Origin of the sequence: Brevibacillus fulvus (assembly GCF_016908525.1) — a bacterium.
GTDB classification, from domain to species: Bacteria; Bacillota; Bacilli; order Brevibacillales; family Brevibacillaceae; genus Brevibacillus_G; species Brevibacillus_G fulvus.
On the sequence record NZ_JAFBEB010000001.1, the window covers coordinates 546,022 to 565,450 of the forward strand.

21 protein-coding genes and 1 other RNA gene are annotated in these 19,429 nt (G+C 53.3%); 18 read left to right on the top strand and 4 right to left on the bottom strand.

What is annotated here, in order from left to right:
* The first annotated feature begins 41 nt into the window (after window positions 1–41).
* The 9 genes from JOD01_RS02695 to JOD01_RS02735 are packed head-to-tail and all read left to right on the top strand — an operon-like array spanning window position 42 to window position 8,283.
* A complete protein-coding gene (locus tag JOD01_RS02695; RefSeq protein ID WP_204516660.1) occupies window positions 42–842 on the top strand; it encodes a DODA-type extradiol aromatic ring-opening family dioxygenase in 801 nt (266 codons plus the stop codon).
* 25 nt (window positions 843–867) lie between these two features.
* Window positions 868–2,328, top strand: a complete 1,461-nt coding sequence (locus tag JOD01_RS02700) for an aldehyde dehydrogenase (RefSeq protein WP_204516661.1) — start codon at window positions 868–870, stop codon at window positions 2,326–2,328.
* A 13-nt stretch (window positions 2,329–2,341) separates the two neighbouring features.
* The gene (locus JOD01_RS02705) at window positions 2,342–3,127 is read left to right on the top strand and encodes a 2-keto-4-pentenoate hydratase (protein WP_204516662.1); all 786 of its coding nucleotides are present in this window, start codon (window positions 2,342–2,344) and stop codon (window positions 3,125–3,127) included.
* A 40-nt stretch (window positions 3,128–3,167) separates the two neighbouring features.
* Window positions 3,168–4,073, top strand: coding sequence for an acetaldehyde dehydrogenase (acetylating) (locus tag JOD01_RS02710; protein WP_204516663.1), 906 nt, complete (start codon window positions 3,168–3,170; stop codon window positions 4,071–4,073).
* The gene (dmpG, locus tag JOD01_RS02715) at window positions 4,070–5,083 is read left to right on the top strand and encodes a 4-hydroxy-2-oxovalerate aldolase (protein WP_204516664.1); all 1,014 of its coding nucleotides are present in this window, start codon (window positions 4,070–4,072) and stop codon (window positions 5,081–5,083) included. The genes JOD01_RS02710 and dmpG overlap by 4 nt, the downstream gene beginning before the upstream one ends.
* A gap of 21 nt (window positions 5,084–5,104) precedes the next feature.
* On the top strand, window positions 5,105–5,896 hold the full coding sequence (locus JOD01_RS02720; protein WP_204516665.1) for a 2-keto-4-pentenoate hydratase: 792 nt from the start codon (window positions 5,105–5,107) through the stop codon (window positions 5,894–5,896).
* Window positions 5,897–5,902: 6 nt separating this feature from the next.
* Window positions 5,903–6,097, top strand: coding sequence for a 4-oxalocrotonate tautomerase (locus JOD01_RS02725; protein WP_204516666.1), 195 nt, complete (start codon window positions 5,903–5,905; stop codon window positions 6,095–6,097).
* A gap of 30 nt (window positions 6,098–6,127) precedes the next feature.
* Window positions 6,128–7,081, top strand: a complete 954-nt coding sequence (locus JOD01_RS02730; protein ID WP_204516667.1) for an amidohydrolase family protein — start codon at window positions 6,128–6,130, stop codon at window positions 7,079–7,081.
* A 17-nt stretch (window positions 7,082–7,098) separates the two neighbouring features.
* Window positions 7,099–8,283: a 4-hydroxybenzoate 3-monooxygenase gene (locus JOD01_RS02735; RefSeq protein WP_204516668.1), complete on the top strand. Its 1,185-nt coding sequence runs from the start codon at window positions 7,099–7,101 to the stop codon at window positions 8,281–8,283.
* A gap of 71 nt (window positions 8,284–8,354) precedes the next feature.
* On the opposite strand, the gene JOD01_RS02740 is transcribed toward JOD01_RS02735, so the two are convergent.
* Entirely contained in the window at window positions 8,355–9,143 is a 789-nt protein-coding gene (locus JOD01_RS02740; protein WP_204516669.1) for an IclR family transcriptional regulator, read from the bottom strand.
* A gap of 262 nt (window positions 9,144–9,405) precedes the next feature.
* On the opposite strand from JOD01_RS02740, the gene JOD01_RS02745 reads away from it, so the two are divergent.
* From JOD01_RS02745 to JOD01_RS02775, 7 genes are all read left to right on the top strand, one after another.
* Window positions 9,406–10,740 carry an aromatic ring-hydroxylating oxygenase subunit alpha gene (locus tag JOD01_RS02745; RefSeq protein ID WP_204516670.1) on the top strand — a complete coding sequence of 445 codons (1,335 nt, stop codon included), beginning with the start codon at window positions 9,406–9,408 and terminating at the stop codon, window positions 10,738–10,740.
* A 21-nt stretch (window positions 10,741–10,761) separates the two neighbouring features.
* A complete protein-coding gene (locus tag JOD01_RS02750) occupies window positions 10,762–11,268 on the top strand; it encodes a 3-phenylpropionate/cinnamic acid dioxygenase subunit beta (RefSeq protein WP_239565124.1) in 507 nt (168 codons plus the stop codon).
* 42 nt (window positions 11,269–11,310) lie between these two features.
* On the top strand, window positions 11,311–12,564 hold the full coding sequence (locus JOD01_RS02755) for an ABC transporter substrate-binding protein (protein ID WP_204516672.1): 1,254 nt from the start codon (window positions 11,311–11,313) through the stop codon (window positions 12,562–12,564).
* Between the two features lie 69 nt (window positions 12,565–12,633).
* The gene (locus JOD01_RS02760) at window positions 12,634–13,503 is read left to right on the top strand and encodes a branched-chain amino acid ABC transporter permease (RefSeq protein WP_204516673.1); all 870 of its coding nucleotides are present in this window, start codon (window positions 12,634–12,636) and stop codon (window positions 13,501–13,503) included.
* The gene (locus JOD01_RS02765; protein WP_204516674.1) at window positions 13,500–14,501 is read left to right on the top strand and encodes a branched-chain amino acid ABC transporter permease; all 1,002 of its coding nucleotides are present in this window, start codon (window positions 13,500–13,502) and stop codon (window positions 14,499–14,501) included. Before JOD01_RS02760 ends, JOD01_RS02765 begins: the two co-directional genes overlap by 4 nt.
* The gene (locus tag JOD01_RS02770) at window positions 14,482–15,243 is read left to right on the top strand and encodes an ABC transporter ATP-binding protein (protein WP_204516675.1); all 762 of its coding nucleotides are present in this window, start codon (window positions 14,482–14,484) and stop codon (window positions 15,241–15,243) included. Before JOD01_RS02765 ends, JOD01_RS02770 begins: the two co-directional genes overlap by 20 nt.
* The gene (locus JOD01_RS02775; RefSeq protein WP_204516676.1) at window positions 15,230–15,943 is read left to right on the top strand and encodes an ABC transporter ATP-binding protein; all 714 of its coding nucleotides are present in this window, start codon (window positions 15,230–15,232) and stop codon (window positions 15,941–15,943) included. The genes JOD01_RS02770 and JOD01_RS02775 overlap by 14 nt, the downstream gene beginning before the upstream one ends.
* Before the next feature lie 211 nt (window positions 15,944–16,154).
* Here JOD01_RS02775 and JOD01_RS02780 read toward each other — a convergent pair whose 3' ends face one another.
* Both JOD01_RS02780 and JOD01_RS02785 read right to left on the bottom strand, forming a co-directional pair.
* A complete protein-coding gene (locus JOD01_RS02780) occupies window positions 16,155–16,574 on the bottom strand; it encodes a hypothetical protein (RefSeq protein ID WP_204516677.1) in 420 nt (139 codons plus the stop codon).
* A 49-nt stretch (window positions 16,575–16,623) separates the two neighbouring features.
* Window positions 16,624–17,064: a hypothetical protein gene (locus JOD01_RS02785; protein WP_204516678.1), complete on the bottom strand. Its 441-nt coding sequence runs from the start codon at window positions 17,062–17,064 to the stop codon at window positions 16,624–16,626.
* A gap of 243 nt (window positions 17,065–17,307) precedes the next feature.
* Here JOD01_RS02785 and JOD01_RS02790 point away from each other — a divergent pair, with 243 nt between their 5' ends.
* Window positions 17,308–17,634: a rhodanese-like domain-containing protein gene (locus tag JOD01_RS02790; RefSeq protein WP_204516679.1), complete on the top strand. Its 327-nt coding sequence runs from the start codon at window positions 17,308–17,310 to the stop codon at window positions 17,632–17,634.
* Window positions 17,635–17,822: 188 nt separating this feature from the next.
* Window positions 17,823–18,213, top strand: an RNA gene (gene rnpB / locus JOD01_RS02795) — RNase P RNA component class B.
* Window positions 18,214–18,296: 83 nt separating this feature from the next.
* On the opposite strand, the gene JOD01_RS02800 is transcribed toward rnpB, so the two are convergent.
* Complete coding sequence (locus JOD01_RS02800; RefSeq protein WP_204516680.1) at window positions 18,297–19,421, bottom strand: NAD(P)/FAD-dependent oxidoreductase; 1,125 nt, start codon at window positions 19,419–19,421, stop codon at window positions 18,297–18,299.
* Window positions 19,422–19,429 lie beyond the last annotated feature (8 nt).

The window sequence follows — 19,429 nt, forward strand, 5'->3', positions numbered from 1 at the left end:
TGATTGTAAGTGCTTACATTTCCAGCGAGGGGAGGATGTTTATGCCGCTGAATATGGCGTTGCTGGCCGCTCATGTGCCAAGCATGTGTTACGAGGAGAAAGTGCCGGATTTTCAACAGGAGCTGGTCAAAGGCATGAAGAAGATGAGGGATCGCATCCACGAGATGCAAACGGAAGCGATTGTTCTGATGTCTTGCCACTTTCCCGGCACGTTTCACCATTATGTGGACGCGACTCCGCATCATCGCGGGATTTTGACATCGGTGGAAGCCCCTGATCTGATTTCTGATGTGGCCTATGACTATCCTGGGGATGAACAACTGGCCAACCAACTGGTGAAAGCAGGCGTAGAGGCGGGGCTGCCCGTCGTCGGGTTTGATGATCCGACTTATATTTGGGATTACGGTACAGTCGTTCCGCTGCGCTACTTGACCCCTGACGGGGACATCCCGGTGATCAGTTTGTCTGTTTGCTGGTCCGCCAGTCTGGAAGAATCGTGGCAATGGGGCAAAGTGATCGGCCAAGTATTGCGTCAAAGCGAAAAACGAACAGTGTTTATCAGCAGCGGCGCGCTATCGCATAATCTGGTGCGCGGTCGCCATCACATGCCCACCTTGTCGGAACAGGCGATGGACAATCAATTTATTGAATATTTGATGAAATTGGATTTGTCCGCCGCCCGTGAAATGCTGACCCAGTATGCCCGCATCTCCAGCGTGGAATCGGGCGGTCGCCATTTGGCCGCGCTGCTCGGCGTACTGGAACCGAATCAAAAGGCGGAATTCTGGGGGTATGGCCAATCATCCGGCAGCGCCAACGCCGTGATCTCATTTGTATCTTAACATACAAGCAAAAGGAGAGAGACCGATGCAAAGAACGTCGTATCGACCGATTGATTGTTTGCATTTCATTGATGGACGCTTTATGCCGTCGTTGAACGGCAAAACATTTGCCAATATGAATCCGGCTACGGAAGAAACGCTCGGAACAGTCGCGGAAGGCGGAGCGGAGGAAGTGGATCTGGCTGTTCAAGCGGCGAGAAGAGCGCTGAATGGCCCGTGGAAAAAACTGAGCGCCAACGAGCGAATCGCGATTATGCGCAAGATCGGAGACCTGATTTTGGAAAGGAAAGCGGAGTTGGCTGCGCTGGAATCGCTGGATACCGGAAAACCGCTCTGGCTTTCGGAAAGCGTGGATATTCCCCGGGCAGCCTACAATTTTCATTTCTTTTCCGACTACATCCGCACAATCACCACGGAAGCGACCCAGCAGGACGATGTGGCGCTGAACTACGCAATTCGCCGGCCTGTCGGGGTGATCGGGCTGATTAATCCATGGAACTTGCCCTTGCTGCTCATGACTTGGAAACTCGCGCCCGCGCTGGCCGCAGGCAATACGGTTGTGATGAAGCCGGCCGAATTGACGCCGATGACCGCGACTGTGCTGGCCGAGATTTGCCGCGATGCCGGCGTTCCCGATGGGGTCGTCAACCTGGTGCACGGTTTTGGTCCCAACTCGGCAGGCGCCGCCTTGTCTTCCCATCCCGACGTCAATGCGCTCAGCTTCACCGGGGAAACGACGACCGGAAAAGTGATCATGGCCGCCGCTGCCCACTCGCTCAAACGCCTCTCCTTCGAGCTCGGCGGGAAAAATCCGAACATTATTTTTGCCGACTCGAATCTCGATGAAGTGATTGAAACCACGTTGAAGTCAAGTTTTATCAATCAGGGGGAAGTTTGTCTGTGCGGCTCGCGCATTTATGTGGAACGGGCGGCGTATGAACCGTTTCTCGACAAATTTGTCGCCAAAACGAAAGAACTGGTCGTCGGTGAACCGTTTGCGGAAAAAACGAAGGTGGGGGCCTTGATCAGCGAGGAACATTACGAACGGGTCACTGGCTACATTCGCCTGGCAGTGGAAGAAGGCGGAACAATCCTCTGTGGCGGCAAACGCCCGGATGGATTGGATACCGGCTACTATCTGGAGCCAACGATCATCACCGGACTTGATCGCAAATGCCGGGTTGTCAATGAAGAAATTTTCGGACCTGTCGTCACGGTCATTCCGTTCGATTCGGAGGAGGAAGTGCTGGAACAGGTCAATGACACCCACTATGGTCTGAGTGCGACCGTCTGGACGAACGATCTGCGCAGGGCTCATCGTGTGGCCGGACAAATTGAAGCCGGTATCGTTTGGGTCAATACCTGGTTCCTGCGCGATTTGCGGACGCCATTTGGCGGGATGAAACAAAGCGGGATCGGTCGGGAAGGCGGTTTGCACAGCTTCGAATTTTACACCGAATTGACCAACATTTGCATCAAGTTGTAGAGGGGGAGTGCGGATGAATGAAAAAGTGAAAACCTATGCCCGGCTGCTGGAAATGGCGATGGAAAAGCGGGAAGCTGTGGCTCCGCTCACCAGCGCGGACCCTGCTTTCACCATTCAGGAAGCCTACCAAGTGCAACTGGAGACGATCACGCAAAGAGTGGAAGCGGGTCGGCGAATCGTCGGCAAAAAAATCGGGCTCACTTCGCTGGCCATGCAAACTTTGCTCCAGGTCGACCAGCCCGACTACGGGCATCTGCTTGATGACATGGCTGTGGAAAACGGCGGCGTGATTCCTTTCTCCCGCGTGCTGCAGCCGCGCGTCGAGGCGGAGATCGCCTTTGTGCTGAAACAAGAGCTGATCGGCCCCCGAGTGACGGCACTGGATGTCTTGCTCGCGACGGAATATGTGCTGCCGGCCCTGGAGATTGTCGACAGCCGCATCGCCGACTGGAAAATCAAGCTGGCAGACACGATCGCCGACAACGCTTCATCCGGCCTGTTTGTTTTGGGGGGAAAACCGGTGAAGCCGGACGCTGTCGATCTGCCGCAAATCGGGATGGTTTTATACAAAAACGGCGAAATGATGAACACGGGTGTCGGCGCTGCCGCGCTGGGTGATCCGGCAGTTTGTGTCGCCTGGCTGGCCAACAAATTGTTTGAATACGGCATCACGCTGAAAGCAGGCGAGGTCATATTGTCAGGGGCCTTGTCGGCAGCGATCGATGCCAAGCCCGGCGACCAATTTCGGGCAAGGCTGGCCCACTTGGGAGAAGTGAGCGTCAGCTTTTCGGCCGACTGACAGTCGAAAGAGATGGAATCGGTAAAGGATGGTGACAGCGATGACGAAAGTGAAGGTGGCTGTGTTGGGCTCTGGCAATATCGGCACAGACCTGCTGTATAAATTGCGCCGGTCCAGCGTGTTGGAGTTGACGGCGATGATCGGGATCGATCCTGCTTCCGACGGGCTGGCTCGCGCCAAACAATTGGGCTGCGCCACATTTGATACAGGACTGAACGATTTTTTGGAACAACAGCCCGAGCTGGCCGAGATTATTTTTGATGCCACTTCGGCAAAAGCGCATATTCGTCATGCCAAAGCGTTGCGCAATGCGGGAAAGGTAGCGATCGATCTGACGCCGGCTGCCGTTGGGGCGCTGGTTGTACCAACCGTCAATATACAGGAGCATCTCAATGAAACCAATCTCAATCTGGTGACGTGCGGCGGTCAGGCGACGATCCCGATCGTCCATGCGATTCAACGGGTAGCCCCTGTCGAATACGCCGAGATCGTGGCGACGATTTCCAGCAAAAGCGCCGGCCCCGGGACGCGGGCGAACATTGATGAATTTACGGAAACGACGGCGCGCGGGATTGAAAACATCGGCGGAGCGAAAAAAGGGAAAGCGATTATCATCCTGAACCCGGCGGAACCGCCGATTTTGATGCGGGACACCGTCTATGCGCTGGTGGAGCGCGAGCGGTTGGATCGGGCGGCTATCACCCGTTCCATTGTGGAAACAGTGCGCGCCATCCAGTCATATGTGCCGGGCTATCGGTTGCGCACAGAGCCGCTGTTTGACGACAACAAAGTAACTGTTTTTCTGGAAGTCGAGGGTGCCGGTGATTATTTGCCGACCTATTCCGGCAATCTGGACATTATGACTGCCGCAGCCGTCAAAGTAGCGGAAGAGATCGCCCGCCATCGGCTGGAGGGCGCGGCAATCGGGGAGGAGATGCAATCATGAGCGTGCAGCGAGACGTGGTCATTACGGAGGTGGCGCTTCGCGACGGCAGCCATGCCATTGCCCATCAGTATACGGTCGAGCAGGTGTTGCAGGTTGCGAAAGCGCTCGGGGAAGCGAACGTTCCTTACATTGAAGTTTCCCATGGGGACGGATTAGGCGGATCGTCGCTGCAGTACGGATTGTCAAGAACGAATGAAATGGAACTGATTGAAGCGGCGGTATCCGTCTGCGGCCCTGCCAAGATCGCCGTTTTGGTCATCCCGGGAATCGGCACGATCAAACAAATGAAGGAAGCTGCCAATCTCGGTGTAAAAATGGCGCGGATTGCCACACATGTCACGGAAGCAGACGTCTCCGCACAGCATTTGTCCGTGGCCAAGGAAATGGGGCTGGAAACGGTCGGATTTTTAATGATGGCTCACATGGCGCCGGTGGAAAAACTGGTCGAACAGGCCGCGCTGATGGAAAGCTACGGCGCCGATACCGTCTATATCGTCGATTCCGCCGGTGCGCTGTTGCCCCATCAAGTGCGGGAAAGAGTGCGCGCCCTGCGGCAATCGCTCGGTGTAAACATCGGCTTCCATGCCCATAACAACCTGTCGCTGGCAATGGCCAACACGCTGGCGGCCATCGAAGAAGGGGCCCAACGGATTGACGGAAGCATTCGCTGCCTCGGCGCAGGAGCCGGAAATACGCAAACCGAGGTGCTGGTCGCTGTCCTCGACCGGATGGGGATTCAAACCGGGATTGATCTTTACAAAATAATGGATGCCGCCGAGGAGATTGTGGCCCCGATTTTGCAGGTGCCGCAGGAGATTACCCGCGATAACCTTGTGCTCGGTTACGCCGGGGTGTATTCGAGCTTTTTGCTGCACGCCCAACGCGCGTCCAAACGGTTCGCGATCGATTCACGCGATATTCTCGTGGAATTGGGGAAACGCCAGGTTGTCGGCGGGCAAGAAGATATGATCGTTGACGTGGCTGCCGAATTGGCCCAGCAGCAGCCATAACGGGGGAGAGGGGGACGTTTCATGGACAGAGCAACAGCCAAGGAACTGGCCAAACTTTTGATCAGTGCGGAAGTGGATCGCCGCGAGGTCAGCCGGATTTCGTTGGATCATCCCGATCTGTCGGTCGAGGATGGTTACCAGATTCAGGAGCAGCTCGTTCAGTGGAAACTGGAAGCCGGTTATCGGATTGTCGGTCCGAAAATGGGATTAACCAGCCAAGCGAAAATGCAGCAAATGAACGTCAATGAGCCGATCTATGGCTACATTTTTGACAATATGGTCGTATCCGGGCAGGAACTGGCGTTCAACGAGCTGATCCATCCCAAAGTGGAAGCGGAAATCGCCTTCGTGCTGGGGCGGGACATCGAGGGCGGAGGAATTACCGGCGCCCAGGTGTTGGCGGCCACCGAGTATGTACTGCCCGCCCTGGAAATTATCGACAGCCGCTATCGGAATTTTCAGTTCACCTTATCCGATGTGATCGCTGACAACGCCTCTTCCGCGAGAGTCTTCTTTGGCAGCAAACTCGCTCGCCCCGACGAGCTCGAGCTTGATTTGGTCGGGGTTACGTTATCTATCAATGGCCAGATTCGCGAGTTGGGAGCAGGGGCAGCGGTCGTGGGCCATCCCGCCCATTCGGTGGCGATGCTGGCGAATATGCTGGCGCGGAAAGGAATCAAGCTGAAGGCGGGGCAAACGATTTTGACGGGCGGCATTACCGGCGCCGTCATGCTGAATGTCGGAGATTCGGTGTCCGCCAAGTTTGACGGCTTGGGCAGCGTCGAGTTTCGCGTAACAGAACAGAAAGGATGAGGCAAGGTGCCGATTGTTCAGATTCAAATGATGGCCGGCAGACCGCCGGAGAAAGTGAAAAAGTTGATCGAGCGCGTTACGGACACGGTGGCTGAAGAGCTCGGCTCGCCGAAAGAGCGGATCAGAGTGCTGGTGACTGAAATCCCGAAAACGCATTGGGGGATTGGAGGCATCGCCGCTTCCGACAGAGAGGATCGTTAAGCCATAACCGTTCGGGCAGGAGGTCAGACCATGTACGATGTTCATACCCATTTCATCCCCACAGAAGTGATCCGTTGGCTGAGAGAGCATCAGTCGCTGGTTCAAGCCGAGTGGAACCAAAAGGAAGCGAAAACGTCAGAATTTTTACGCATAAACGGAAAATGGGAGTTTGAATTGAAGCCATACTTTCTTCAGGAAAATCTCTACTTGCAGACTCAGGAGCAGGCAGGGATTCGTCACTCGCTCGTCTCCCCGGTCCCCCAGTTGTTTTTGTATGAATTGGAACCGGCCATTACCGCGGAATTGGCTGCTGTATACAATGACAGTCTTGTCCGATGGACACGGTCACATCCTGCCAGACTGTCTGCTTTGGCGACCTTGCCGCTGAATCGACCGGAACAGGCCGCCGCCGAGCTGGAGCGGGCGATGAACCTTGGACTTCGCGGTGCGATTGTCGCGACCTCCTGGCAAGGACACCGGTTAAGTGACGATTGCTTTGCCCCGTTTTGGGAAATGGCCAATGCCAAGCGGGCGATCGTCTTTCTGCATCCGTTGCTCAGCACCGATCCGCGGTTAAATCGACGGATGATGCCCAATTTGATCGGCATTCCGTGGGAAACGACCGTCTGCGCAACGGACCTCGTCCTGTCCGGGACGTTGGAGCGGTATCCGGATGTCAAAATCTTGTTGGCACACGGCGGCGGATATTTTCCGTTTCAACTCGGACGGGTGCAAAAAGGCTACGAGACATGGCCCGCTGTTTCCACAGGCGTAAAGCAATCGCCAAAAGAGCTGGCCAGGCGGTTCTGGTACGACTCCGTATTGTGGAGCCGCGACAGTCTGCAGCTTCTGATCAGCTTGGTAGGCGAGGAAAAAGTTGTGCCTGGCACCGATTTTCCGTTTGATCTCTGCGATTTCCCGCCAATGATCAACGGGGAGAAATCTTTTCACCGTTTGCTGGAAGCGGATTTGTCTATTCACTGACACAAGGGGGGCAAAAAATGCGGACACAGGTTGGAATTATTGGCGCAGGACCGGCTGGATTGCTGCTTTCCCATCTGCTATACCTGCAAGGGATCGAGTCGGTCATCGTGGAAACCCGTTCGCGTGAAGAGATCGAAGAGACGATTCGCGCCGGGGTGCTGGAGCAAGGAACCGTTGATTTGCTGAATGCCATCGGTGTCGGCGAGCGGCTGAACAAGGAAGGGCATTTTCACGAAGGTTTTGAGCTGCTCTTTCAGCGCAAGCGGCATCGCATTCATGTGCATGAACTGACCGGGGGCAAGTATATCACTGTCTATGCGCAACACGAGGTGTTGAAAGACTTGATTTCAGCTCGCCTGCAAACAGGCGGACAGATCCGGTTTCAAGCGGAACAGGTCAGCCTGCACGATCTTGACAGCGAACGGCCGAAAATCCGTTTCCGGCAGGGCAGCGACGGGGAATGGCAGGACATCGTTTGTGACTTTATCGCTGGTTGCGACGGCTTCCATGGTCCAAGCCGTCCAAGCATCCCGGCAGCCAGGCGAACCGAGTATCAGAAGCTGTATCCGTTCGGATGGCTGGGCATCTTGATCCAAGCGCCGTCATCAGCGCCCGAATTGATTTATGCCCGGCATGAACGCGGCTTCGCTTTGGTCAGTACGCGGTCTCCGGAGATTCAGCGGCTGTATTTGCAAGTCGACCCGCGCGACGATCTGGCCAACTGGTCGGATGACCGCATCTGGACAGAGCTTCACGCCCGCCTGGAAACAGACGATGGTTTTCAGCTGATTGAAGGACCGATCTTCCAAAAAAATATCGTCTCGATGCGGAGCTTTGTTTGCGACCCGATGCAGTATGGCCGCCTGTTCCTGGCGGGAGACGCAGCCCACATCGTCCCGCCGACCGGTGCGAAAGGATTGAATCTGGCCGCTGCCGATGTGCAAGTGCTTGCCCGTGGCTTCAGTCTGTACTATCGGTCGAATCAGCGGGATTATTTGGACCGCTACTCGGAAATTTGCCTGCGCCGCGTCTGGAAAGCAGAGCGATTCTCCCGTTTTATGACCACGATGCTGCATCGAGACGAACAGCATTCTCCATTTGACCAGCGGCTGCAACTGGCCGAACTGGAATATTTGACATCCTCGCGTGCTGCTTCGGTCAGCCTTGCCGAAAATTATGTCGGTTTGCCGCTGGAGTTCTGAGGAGCGCAAGCAACGAGCAGCCCATCTCCGTCGCACGAGCATGGACTGCTCAAATCCATCGCCGCCGTTGGCTAGTATCCATGTTTGCGGCGATAATATCCCATCTTTTCCGAGATTTCCCGGCTCGCTTCTTTGACTTTTTTGACAAGAAACGGGATTTTGGCGCGGGTCAGCCGTTGCTTTGGCCCGACAATGGTAACGGCGGCAATAACTTGTCCGGTGTAATCGCGAATCGGGGCGGCAATAGAGTGAACTCCTTCCAGAAGCTCTTCATAGCTGGTCGCATATCCGTTCTCCTTAATCTTTTGCAAATGTTCACGCAGCGCAACCGGATCGGTTATCGTATTGTGCGAATGCTTGACCAATCCTTTTTGCAAAAGTCTGTCAAAAAATGCCGGTTCTTGATGGGCCAGCAAAACTTTCCCCGAACTCGTACAATGCAGCGGATTGCGTCTGCCGACATGGGTCAGGAAGCGAACGTGGTGGTTGCACTCGATTTTCATCACATAAATGACTTCACACCCGTCCAATATCGCGATATGCGCGGTTTCCCCCACGTGATCGACCAGCTTGCGGATGATCGGCAATGACTCTGTATATATGTCCAAAGTTGAGGTGATCACGCCGCTTAAAGCCAGAACGGAGTAACCCAGCCGATACTTTTTCGTTTTTTCATCCTTCACCAAAAAGCCTTCGCTGACCAATGTGGAAACGAGCCGGTGCACCGTGCTTTTTCCCAATTGCAGCGAAGCGGCGATTTCCGTTATGCCTTGGCTCGGCTTTTCCAAAGAGTAGGAACGAAGGATGCGAAGAGCGTTGCTTAAAGACGACAACATCCGTTTTTCTTCGTTGGCGGCCATGGAACAGACCTCCCTCTCATTTTTGCCATTCATTATATATCAAAATATTACCATTATTCCCTGTTCTTAACATAAATTTTCCGCAAAAAAGCATTCCTGTTTACTATATCGGAACAACGCTATTTGGCTCTGTTCCGCTGAAAGCTATAGTTAGGATAAAATCCGTCACATGCCGGCGGCAGCGCCAGACAACACCTTTTGTAAGCGCATACAAAAACGCTGAACGCATGGCTGTATGATCAGGCAAGGAGGTTGACTTCCGATGCAAAGAAGGAATATCGATCCGCAAATTCTGGCAGGCATCAAAGAAAAAATGGCACAAGGCTTGCTGCCCCAGTGGATTTTGACCGATCCGGCCATTTACGAACTGGAGCAGGAAAAAATTTTTGCCCGCACCTGGCAATTTTTGGCCCATGAATCGGAACTGACGGAACCGGGAAGTTATGTCACGCGTTGGTTGGTGGATGATCCGATCTTGATCGTGCGGACGAATCAGGGCGAGATAAAAGCCTATTTGAACTCTTGCCCGCATCGCGGCACCCAATTGTGCACCGCTGACTTTGGCAAGAAAAAAACGTTTATCTGCCCTTATCACGGCTGGAGTTTCAACCTGAACGGAGAGTTGATCGGTGTGGTCGCGGGCGACAAAGTGTACGGCGAGGAAATGAACAAGGAGGAATGGGGGCTGCGTCAAGTACCGCGGCTGGATTCCTACCAAGGAATGATTTTTGCCAATCTCGACCCAAATGCGCCGCCGCTGGCTGAATATTTAGGCGATATGAAATGGTACATGGATATTTTGCTCGGCCGAAGCGACGGAGGAATGGAAGTGCGCGGCATCCCGCAGCGCTGGGTGGTCAACACGAACTGGAAACTGGTGCTGGAGAATTTTTCCGGCGATCCCTACCATGTGCAAACGACACACCGCTCGACGGTGGAATTAGGCATTAGCCCGAAAGATCCGCTCTACGCAGGATACGGCCATCAGGTTGTGTTGCAAAATGGGCATGGAATCAACGTGATCACCGCCTCCGCACCGGGCAAGAACGATCGGCCGCCGTATCAAGGCTTGCCCGAAGCGATGTGGCCGATGTTTGAACGAAACTTGATACGGGAGCAAGCGCAGGTCTTCTCCAAAACGACCGTGTTTGTCGGGTCCATTTATCCGACCTTGTCGTTCAACAGCCCGGTGCATGGAAGCGAAGGACATCTGCACAATTACTTGAATTTTCGTCTGTGGCGACCGCTTGGACCAGAGCGGGTAGAGATTTGGTCATGGTTTATGATCGACAAAGCCGCTCCGGAATCCTACAAAGAAGATGCTTACAGAGGGTATATCAGTTCTTTTGGACCTTCCGGCACGCTGGAACAGGATGATACGGAGATTTGGACGCGCGTCGCTCAGGCGAGCAAAGGATTCATGTCGCGGGATAAGATGCTGAGTTACAACAATTTGCTCAACTACTTGATGGGCTTTGATCGCGTACAACCGGACCCATCGTTTCCCGGACCGGGCCTGGCCTATCCGACCTGCTATCTTGATGCGATCCATCGGGCGACACATGAAAACTGGCTGAAACTGATTTGTGAAGATTAAGCAGATCTGCAAAAGGAGGGAATGGTCTTGATTGCCGAGGTACATTTTGAAATCACGCAATTTCTCCATCGGGAAGCATTTCTTCTCGATAGCCGGCGATTTGCCGAATGGCTCGATTTGCTGGCGGATGACATCGTCTATCGAATGCCGCTGCGCGCTACGCGGGAGAATCGAGACGGTTCCGGCATTGTCGAGGCGATGACATTTTTCGAGGAGACGAAAACATCGCTGACCACCCGGGTCAATCGCCTGGGAACAACCTCGGCCTGGGCAGAGGACCCGGCGCCAAGAACACGGCATTTTGTCTCCAATTTGATCGTTGAACAAATGCCTGACCAACAACTCGTCAAGGCGCGCAGCAATTTCTTGCTGAAACGGAGCCGGGCTGCCGATCTGTCCGCTGAAGAATTGTTTGGCGAGCGGATGGATGTGCTGCGCAAGGAAAAAGATGGCTGGAAGCTAGTCACCCGGACGATTTATCCGGATCAGACGGTCATTTCGATGATGAATCTCAGCATGTTTTTGTAACAGCCGTAACGGGACGTATCCGTAAAAGAGGGGGTTAGAATGATGAAAGAAACAAGAAAAACACGATGGACACGAGCCTGGCTTTGCGCAATCTTGGCGTTGACGCTGCTGCTCGCCGCGTGCGGCAGCCAAACCGCATCAGAGAGTGCCGGAGGATCGGGGGGCACGAATGGTTCGGCCGGAGCGAGCGAGCCAATCAAAATTGGCGCGATACTCTCGTTTTCCGGCAACTTTGCCCCGCTGTCGGAAAGCATCAAGGAAGGGATGGAACTGTATTTCGAGCAAACGGGCAACAAGATCGGCGATCGCCAGGTCTCGATCGTCTATGAAGATGACGAAGCCAATCCGCAGGTCGCATTGCGCAAATATCGGCAGTTGGTTGAAAGCGAACAAGTTGACTTGCTTGTCGGCCCGATCTCTTCATCCGTCGTCTATGCGCTGCGCGACGTCATTGAAAAAGACAAAATCGTGCTGATCGACGCCAATGCGGCCGCCAACGATATTTCCTGGGACAAAAAAAGCGACTACATTTACCGCGTATCCATTTCCAACTGGCAGGACGGCATGCCGGCAGCGGAATACATTGCGCAAAATATCGGCAAGAAAGCGTATGTGCTTGCACCCGATTATCCGGCCGGGCATGAAACGATTGAAGCGTTTGAGGATGCTTTCAAAAAAGCCGGAGGCGAAATTGTCAAGGAGGCTTGGCCCAAACTCGGCAACAACGACTATGCCACCTATTTGACTGACATTTTGCAAACCAAGCCGGACCTTGTGTTCTCTTTCCTGTCGGGCACCGATGCAATTCGCTTCGTGCAGCAGTATGAACAGTTCGGGGTTAAAGGGAAGATTCCGCTGACCGGTACAGAGGAGTTTTTGGATCCGTTAGTCACAGAGCCAACCGGACAGGCCGCAGAAGGAATTATCGGAGCGACGATGTATACTTCCTCGCTTGACAATCCTGTCAACCAAAAATTTGTGGAAGCGTTCACCCAAAAATATAACAAAACACCGAACTACTTCAACGTGCAAGGGTACGATTCGGCTCAAGTGATCGCCAAAGCGATCGAACAGGCCGGCAGTACAAATGCGGATGATCTGATCAACGTATTGAAGGAAATCAAATTCAGCAGCCCGCGCGGCGAGCTGGCCATGGACCCGAAGACGCATAATTTGGCACTGGATATGTATTTGGTCAAAAACGTCTGGAAGGATGGCAAGATCGTTCAGGAGGTTCTCGGGATCGCAGCAAAGGGACTGAAAATTCCGGAGACTCCGCCGACTCCATCCAAATAAACGCTGAGCTTTCCCGGGAGAATCCCCAACTCTCCCGGGAAACCAGCGAGAAAAGGAGAAGAGAAGACCATGACGACGTCCACCTTAGCGATGCACATTTTGAACGGTTTGGCCTACGGCATGCTTTTGTTTATGATCGCAGCCGGATTGTCAATCATCTTCGGCTTAATGAATATCGTCAACCTGGCCCATGGCACGTTTTATTTGGTTGGCGTCTATGTTGCCTACACATTTGTCCAACAGGGAACCGGATTTTGGCCGGCTTTGTTGCTGGCAATCGTCATTGTTGCCGCCTTGGGGATGGTGATGGAAAAGGTTTTAATGGAGCGCGTCTATGGCAAAGAATTGGAACAGGTGCTGCTCACGTTTGGCTTGTCCTTTATTTTTGCCGACGTGGTGAAATGGATTTGGGGATCAAGCCCGCTCACTTTGCCGGTACCGTCAGCGCTTGATTTTTCCTTGAATGTCGGACTGACCGAATTCCCCGCTTATCGTATATTTGTCATCGGCATTGGCTGCCTGCTGGCCGCAGGTCTATGGTACATGGAAAACAAGACACGGATCGGAGCGATTATCCGCGCGGGTGTGGATGATCGAGAGATGCTTGCGGCGCTGGGAATCAACATCAAAATTGTTTTTACCGCCATTTTTGCGGTAGGTGCGGCGCTCGCCGGGTTAAGCGGCGTATTGGGCGGACCGATAATGGGCATGTACGTCGGAATCGATTCGGAAATTTTGGTCTCCTCCCTGGTCATCGTCGTCGTCGGTGGTCTTGGCACGTGGAAGGGAGCGTTTATCGGAGCGATCCTGATCGGTCTCACCGATACGTTAGGCCGTGTCTGGTTTCCTTCGCTGACCATGGCGATGATCTTTGTCATCATGATTATGGTGCTGTTAATCAGACCAAACGGACTGTTTGGAAGGGGGGCACAGGCATGAAGGCATCCGCGTACGGAAAACACATCGGCTGCATCGCCTTGTTTTTGCTCTGCCCGTTCATCCTGACCAGCTACGGCGTGAAGTTAGCCAGTGAAGTTTTGATCATGGCCATTTTTGTAATGAGTCTCGGCTTGATCATCGGTTTCGCCGGTCTCGTTTCGCTTGGCCACGCTGCCTTTTTTGGCCTTGGGGCCTATGCGGTGGCATTGTTGGGCAATCATTGGGAGAACACCTATTTGCTGCTGATAAGCGCCCTCGTCATTTCCGGGCTGGCCGCTTTTTTATCCGGACTGTTGTTCATTCGTTCATCCGGCGCCTACTTTTTGATGATTACGCTTGCCTTTGGCCAGATGATCTACGCTATCGTCTACAAACTGGAAGATTTGACCGGGGGCGCTGATGGCATGGCGGTTGTCGCCAGTCCGAACCTGGGCGCAGGTCCGATCGACAGCCGCCTCGGCTTCTTTTACCTGACCGCGGTCGCTTTCCTCATCAGTTATTATTTTCTTCGTCTGTTAATCGCTTCGCCCTTTGGCAAAAGCGTGCGGGGAATCAAAGAGAACGAATCGCGCATGACCGCTCTCGGTTACCAGACACGCACTTACAAGTTGGCAGTCTATACAATCTCCGGCATGCTGGCGGGCGTTGCCGGGGCGCTATACGCCTATTTCAACCAATATGTGTCCCCGGATTTGCTGTACTGGATGTTCTCCGGGCAAGCGCTGATTATGGTGATTGTCGGCGGCGTCGGAACACTCGTCGGACCAGCGATCGGGGCGGGGTTCTTTGTGGTTCTGCAAAACTACATCAGCTCTTTTACCGATCGTTGGCCGCTGATCATGGGACTGATCTTTGTCTTGATCGTCCTCTTCGGGAAAGGCGGCATTATGCAGATCGCCGCGTTGCTTTGGCAACGGTTCCGTCCGCAGCGCAACAGCAAACCCGCGCAACAGGCGATGGCGAAGGAGGGGAATGGAATTGAGTCTGTTAAAAGTTGAACACTTGCACAAATCGTTTAAAGGGCTGCATGTGCTAAAGGACGTATCCCTGGCAATCGGCGCGGGAGAACGCCATGTCATCATCGGGCCTAACGGGGCCGGCAAAACGACCTTGTTTAACTGCATCACCGGCACTTTGCCGATCGACGCGGGCACGGTTACCGTCAACGGACAGAAAATCAGCGGCCTTCCCGCCTATACCGCCGTGCGGGTCGGCATGTCCCGTACCTTTCAGAAAAACAATCTGTTCGGCAGTTTGACGGTGGAGGAAAATGTGCAGCTGGCCGTCAATGCCTGCAAGCCGCATCGTTTTCACTTTTTGAAACCGCTCGCTCGATATACGGAGACGGTCGAAGAAACGGAGTCGCTGCTCAAACAATGGGATTTATGGGAGCGACGCAGCCGCGTTGTCAATGAACTTTCCTACGGGGAGCAGCGATTGCTCGAAGTGTTGTTGGCGCTCGCTTCCAAACCGAAAATCTTGTTGCTTGACGAACCTACTTCGGGTATGTCACCGGCGGAAACGGTGCAAACGACCAAACTGATTCAGCGCATGCCGCGCTCGATCACGCTGCTGGTGATCGAGCACGATATGGAGGTTGTCTTTTCCATCGCCGACCGCATTACGGTTTTACACCACGGCGAAGTATTTGCCAGCGACACGCCTGGGAATATCAGCGGGGATGAACGGATCAAGGAGATTTATTTCGGAGGAGGGACCCTGCAGCATGCTGAAGCTTGAACAAGTTCATACCTATTACGGAAATAGCCATATTTTGCAAGGGCTCTCCTTTGAGGTGCCGACTGGCAAGTGCATGGCCTTGCTCGGCCGCAACGGCGCGGGAAAAACAACGACCATCCACTCGATCGCCGGCTTAACCACGCCGCGCCACGGTCGGATCAGTTTCTGCGGCGCGACGATTTCCGGCCTGCCGTCGTACAAAATCGCCCGACAGGGAATTGCCCTGGTGCCGCAGGGGCGGCGCATTTTTCCTTCCTTGACGATTCGTGAAAATTTGACCGTATCGGCGCGGGAAGCGAGGCAAGATCGCAAAGCCGGGCAAAAGGTGTGGACGCTGGAGGAGGTTTATGAACTGTTCCCAATCTTGAAGGAACGGGAGCAAAACATGGGCACGCAGCTTTCCGGAGGGCAGCAGCAGATGCTGGCGATTGGCCGCGCGCTGCTGACCAACCCGCACTTTTTGCTCATGGATGAACCATCGGAAGGATTGGCTCCGGTCGTGATCGAGCAGATCGGTGAGATCATTCAAACTTTGAAGAAAACCGGACTGTCCATCTTGCTGGTGGAGCAAAACTTTTATTTGGCCTGCGCGGTGGCAGATGAAGTGCTGATCATGAATAAGGGGCAAATCGTCTGGAACGGTTCGCCACAAGCGCTGTTGGCCAACAAGGAGGTACAGCATCAATATTTGGGCGTATAAACCGCGCGGCCGCGACGTTTCGCAACGTGCAGGCCGCCACGAGGGGCGTAAACTGAAAATTGCAGGAAGGAACCGGCAGCAATCACTCCGCGCACGTCAATCCAATAGAGGGGATGCTTTGGCGAAGATTCGGTTGGACAGCATGCAGGCAGTGAGGTTTGCAAAATGCGGATCTAGCCAATGATTGCCCTGATCTTATTGGCTTTTGCGATTATTTTCGAGCAAACACCAACAAGCCAATGAGCATCGGAATAATAACAAGCAACCCGATGGTGAAACTGGGGAACGGAATGAGAGTGGCGTATATGGAACCAATCTCGCCAACAATGGCGGCGCATACAAAAGGGATGGCCGACCTGGCTTTGTCCAGACCCGGTCGGGCAAAAAACATCGCATCCCATACATTGTAGGCATAAAACGGAGAATAAAACAGCAGGTATTGGAAATTGACCGTGCGAATCGCATCTGCATGCTGACCGTTGAAATCCAGGTGAATGGCTTGGTTGATCAGAGCGGCGGAGTTGTCAAAGTGCTCAAAAATCACAAACACGAGTCCTTTGATAAATTGTCCGTTGTAGATTTGGCCAAATCCGGGCATGACAATCGAGAACAGTGCAGCTATTATTCTCATCAACGAATCGATCCTTAAGAATAGTATTGATGTTGCCGTTTCACTCGGTTCATTCCGGCGAGCGGATAAACCGCAAGTGCCAACGCAGAAACAGCATACCGAGCACATAAACCAGACTCGAGTACCATAAGGTCCAGCCTTTATAAACGAGGAATTTAAAGTAAACGAACAGTGACTCCAAAACGAGCGAAATGATCACAACGGCGACGAGGTACAGCCAAAATTTTGCCTTCCCTTTCGGCAAAAAGTTGGTAATGATCAATCCGTAGGAAGGACCGATCGTAGCTTCCAGAATAATGTCAACAACATGAATCTCTTTGTCTACATCGTCAAACAAGTCCAGAGCAAAGCCAACGATACAATCAATAAACAAGGTGATGCCCAGCATGGTCATCCCGGTCATATACATCTCTTTACGAGTAAGACGCTTGGGCATCAGCACGATGATCAGAAAATTGACTGCCAAAGCAATAAAAGCAAACGTATACATTGGATTCAACCTTTGTTTTGGATTACCAGTTATTTTTACCATTTTTCGTATCTCTATGTAATGCAAATGCACCGGCAAAAAAGCGGCAGACCGTATGCATTTTGCGCTGCAGACCAAAACTACGCGGGAACAGCAAACTGTAATGCAAATGCACCGGCAAAAAAGCGGCAGACCGTATGCATTTTGCGCTGCAGACCAAAACTACGCGGGAACAGCAAACTTTTATAAGATTGGAGGCAGCAAATGACTGCGGTCAGCTTTAACGAACAATTCCCTTCCGATATCCACGAGCGGTTGAAGAACAAAGATCGGATGATTATTTTGGACGTGCGTGAACAAGAGGAGTGGGAATCGGGCCATATTCCCAATGCAAAGCATATTCCGCTGAACGAACTTCCTGAGCGGCTGCAGGAACTTGATCGCCAGACGGAAACGGTTGTCGTCTGTCGCAGTGGTGGACGAAGCAGCAAAGCGTGCGAGTTTCTCGCCGCTCAAGGCTACAACGTGACAAACATGAACGGCGGAATGAATAAATGGTATGGCGAGGTTGAAACAGGCAAGTCGACATAAAAAACTCCATTGTCAACCGGATCGCCACCAGTGAGCGAGCCGGTCCGTTCAAACAGAAGGCGGAAGTGCCAATATTTGTCCCTTGAGCATAAAGACGCTTTTTTGGTATAGTAAGAGTCCACCCACCGACAAGCAATCAGTGGGACCGATCGTTTGTAAATCACAAAAATCGATAGAGGTACAAAGGTAAACGAAGAGAATCGCAGGGACGACGATGTCCTTGAGGAAAGTCCACGCTCGCCCAAGCTGAGATGCTTGGAGTTTGGAGGCTAGGGCTAACAACCCTAGGGAGCTGTACATCAGCTTACGTCAGGGAAAGGGGCTACGTCCGTTTGCGGATATGTCCCGAATACCTTGAAAGTGCCACAGTGACGAAGTTTCCATGGAAACGTGGAAAGTGGAACGAGGTAAACACCCTCTGCGAGAAACCCAAATGTTGGTCGGGGAACAACTCCTAAGGAAACGAGAACAGAGGAGTTGCACATCTTGGGCAAACAAGATGTGAGATAGATGATTCTCCTTCATTGTGCGAGGATGGCTTCCGTTGCCAGCACGACGAAGAACAAAACGTGGCTTACGGACCCTTTGTACGCCAGAAAGTAAAAAACCTGATGATCCTCATCGCGAGGAACACCAGGTTTTTTTGCGCGGTTTTTTCGTTCCTAGGAAGGGAGCAAAGCGCCTTTTACCTCGTACGGCTCAAGATCAAGGTCGACCTCTTGTCCCAAAGCCAGCTTGGCCAGCTGCTCACCAATAAATGGCCCCATCGTCAACCCTGAAGCACCCAGACCATTCGCCACGAGAATTCCTTCATATCCGGGCAAATAACCTAATACGGGGAGAAATCCGGGTGTAAATGGGCGAAAACCGACTCTGGCTTCGAGAAACGTGCTGTCGGCCAAGCCGGGTGCCGTTTCCAATGCTTTGGTCAATACTTCATGCATGCCGCCAGCGGTGCGGCGCGTGTCGAAGCCGTCTACCTCGTTTTCGTGCGTCGCGCCCACGACAATCCGCCCGTGTTCAAACGCCAACATATATTGATCGCTGGGGGGCATGACGACCGGCCAGTGTTCCGTATCTGTCTTGGGCAATTCGAGATGAACAATTTGCGCTTTCTGGAACGTAACCTTGAACGTGACGCCCAAGGGAGCCAGTATTTGCTCAGCCCAGGCACCGGCGCAAACGATCACGGTGTCGGCTTCAAGCAAGTCCGCTCCCACTTTTACACCCGTCACACGTTGGGCATCGCAGTGGAGCGCAGCCATTCCCTTGATTCGTCTCGCTCCCAATCTGACTGCCGCCCGCAGCAGGGCATCGCGCAACGCTCGACCATCGACACGGGCGGCACCGCTGATGTGGACCGCTCCATAATCATCAGCGAGCGGCGGAAACAACGACTTTGCTTCGGCAGACGTCAACAAAGTGATCTCGCCAACTTCGGGCGCATCCTCTTTGCGTTTGACCGCACGTTTGACCATATCCGCCAACTTTTGCGGATTTTTGTGAATACTGATCGCTCCAACCCGCCGATAACCGGTTTGCGTTTCACCCGCTTGCTGCAATTCATCGATCAGCGTCGGATAAAAGCGAGCCCCGCTCTTGGCCAGTTGGTACCACGCCTGATTGCGCCGTTGCGACAGCCATGGACAAATAATGCCCGCCGCCGCATCGGTAGCTTGTCCGTTGTGCGCTTCGTCAACGATCGTGACCGGAACGCCGCTTTTCGCCAGCTGGTAAGCCGTGGATGCTCCCAGTATTCCCGCACCTACTACAATCAAAGATTTCATTTTTGCAA

Coding starts and splice junctions, on each gene's coding strand:
- JOD01_RS02745 (WP_204516670.1), top strand. CDS start 9,406: ATGCAAAGAAGGAATATCGATCCGCAAATTCTGGCAGGCATCAAAGAA.
- JOD01_RS02765 (WP_204516674.1), top strand. CDS start 13,500: ATGAAGGCATCCGCGTACGGAAAACACATCGGCTGCATCGCCTTGTTT.
- JOD01_RS02790 (WP_204516679.1), top strand. CDS start 17,308: ATGACTGCGGTCAGCTTTAACGAACAATTCCCTTCCGATATCCACGAG.
- JOD01_RS02775 (WP_204516676.1), top strand. CDS start 15,230: ATGCTGAAGCTTGAACAAGTTCATACCTATTACGGAAATAGCCATATT.
- JOD01_RS02750 (WP_239565124.1), top strand. CDS start 10,762: ATGGTCTTGATTGCCGAGGTACATTTTGAAATCACGCAATTTCTCCAT.
- JOD01_RS02730 (WP_204516667.1), top strand. CDS start 6,128: ATGTACGATGTTCATACCCATTTCATCCCCACAGAAGTGATCCGTTGG.
- JOD01_RS02760 (WP_204516673.1), top strand. CDS start 12,634: ATGACGACGTCCACCTTAGCGATGCACATTTTGAACGGTTTGGCCTAC.
- JOD01_RS02705 (WP_204516662.1), top strand. CDS start 2,342: ATGAATGAAAAAGTGAAAACCTATGCCCGGCTGCTGGAAATGGCGATG.
- JOD01_RS02700 (WP_204516661.1), top strand. CDS start 868: ATGCAAAGAACGTCGTATCGACCGATTGATTGTTTGCATTTCATTGAT.
- JOD01_RS02720 (WP_204516665.1), top strand. CDS start 5,105: ATGGACAGAGCAACAGCCAAGGAACTGGCCAAACTTTTGATCAGTGCG.
- JOD01_RS02695 (WP_204516660.1), top strand. CDS start 42: ATGCCGCTGAATATGGCGTTGCTGGCCGCTCATGTGCCAAGCATGTGT.
- JOD01_RS02785 (WP_204516678.1), bottom strand. CDS start 17,064: ATGTATACGTTTGCTTTTATTGCTTTGGCAGTCAATTTTCTGATCATC.
- JOD01_RS02800 (WP_204516680.1), bottom strand. CDS start 19,421: ATGAAATCTTTGATTGTAGTAGGTGCGGGAATACTGGGAGCATCCACG.
- dmpG (WP_204516664.1), top strand. CDS start 4,070: ATGAGCGTGCAGCGAGACGTGGTCATTACGGAGGTGGCGCTTCGCGAC.
- JOD01_RS02710 (WP_204516663.1), top strand. CDS start 3,168: ATGACGAAAGTGAAGGTGGCTGTGTTGGGCTCTGGCAATATCGGCACA.
- JOD01_RS02735 (WP_204516668.1), top strand. CDS start 7,099: ATGCGGACACAGGTTGGAATTATTGGCGCAGGACCGGCTGGATTGCTG.
- JOD01_RS02780 (WP_204516677.1), bottom strand. CDS start 16,574: ATGAGAATAATAGCTGCACTGTTCTCGATTGTCATGCCCGGATTTGGC.
- JOD01_RS02755 (WP_204516672.1), top strand. CDS start 11,311: ATGAAAGAAACAAGAAAAACACGATGGACACGAGCCTGGCTTTGCGCA.
- JOD01_RS02740 (WP_204516669.1), bottom strand. CDS start 9,143: ATGGCCGCCAACGAAGAAAAACGGATGTTGTCGTCTTTAAGCAACGCT.